Origin of the sequence: Pseudoalteromonas sp. K222D (assembly GCF_017653575.1) — a bacterium.
GTDB classification, from domain to species: Bacteria; Pseudomonadota; Gammaproteobacteria; order Enterobacterales; family Alteromonadaceae; genus Pseudoalteromonas; species Pseudoalteromonas nigrifaciens.
In genome coordinates this window covers 1-1,001 of sequence record NZ_JAGGDL010000093.1, presented here as the reverse complement: position 1 = coordinate 1,001, position 1,001 = coordinate 1, and the positions used below count along the sequence as shown (strand labels likewise).

The 1,001-nt window shown below is 39.9% G+C and carries 1 protein-coding gene; it reads right to left on the bottom strand.

Annotated features, from left to right (window positions below):
- A partial coding sequence (locus J5X91_RS18000; protein WP_208835397.1) for an IS4 family transposase occupies positions 1-1,001 on the bottom strand: 1,001 nt, incomplete at both ends.

Here is a 1,001-nt window from a genome sequence, read left to right as displayed (position 1 = left end):
TTTTTTTATAGGGATATTTAGATGGTTTCTTTTTCACACATCGTGGAAAGCTGCGCTCATGACGCCTTGTTGGTAACTGAAATAGCGTCAGCGTTTCTAATAAATGCTCATAGTGTTTTGGTAAATTTCCCGGACTTGTCAGTGGGATAGTTAACAGAAATACATTGATATGTCTTGAACAATGAGAAAAACTCAGTTGATTTGGCCATACTTCTAGTAACTCTGCTGCCTCACGCATGGCTATTCTTATAATATTGTAGGCAATTAGTAACCCCCACAATTCTTGCCTTATCATATCCGGCCTTTTTGAGCGTAGGATATAGTTTGAGTGCAACATTGTTTGTTTTATTTCTCGATATCCTATTTCTATTTCCCAGCGATGCATGTACAAATCAGCGATTTCTTTTGATGGGTAACGCATTACATCAAGCATTGATGTAAGAATCTGATACTGCTTATTATTATGCGTGTAAGTAAGCAGACGAGCTTCTATAAACTCTGGCAAGTCAGTAAACTTTTTTCGCGCTTGTGGCGATGTTTTAAGACGCACTAACTGGTCATTTTTACTCATTTTCTTTATGGTATCAACCGTTAAGCCTTTTCTGACAGGTATCATCCAGTGCCTTTCAGTCCCTGCTTGATGCCAACGATGCAACAGCCCTAATGAATAATAACCGCGATCAAATAAGGTTAATGAGTTATCCGGTGTACCTTCAATGAGCTCTTCAGCGAGTGTCATTTCCCCTTGATGTTGCCCGTTAAAAGTACAATTAATGAGTTGATGGCTCGTTAGCTCCATGTGGCATACCATTCGAATTTGCGGATAGGTATTTTCACCATACTGGGTTGAGCCACACCCAAATACGTCTTTATTCTCTGGCGTATCATGTGTACGAAAAACAACGCCATCAACAGCTAATAGATTTAAGCCACAAAATGTATCAAAGTGGGCATGATTATAATGCCGTGACGCCATCATCTTGAAGACCTGCTCGACAGCA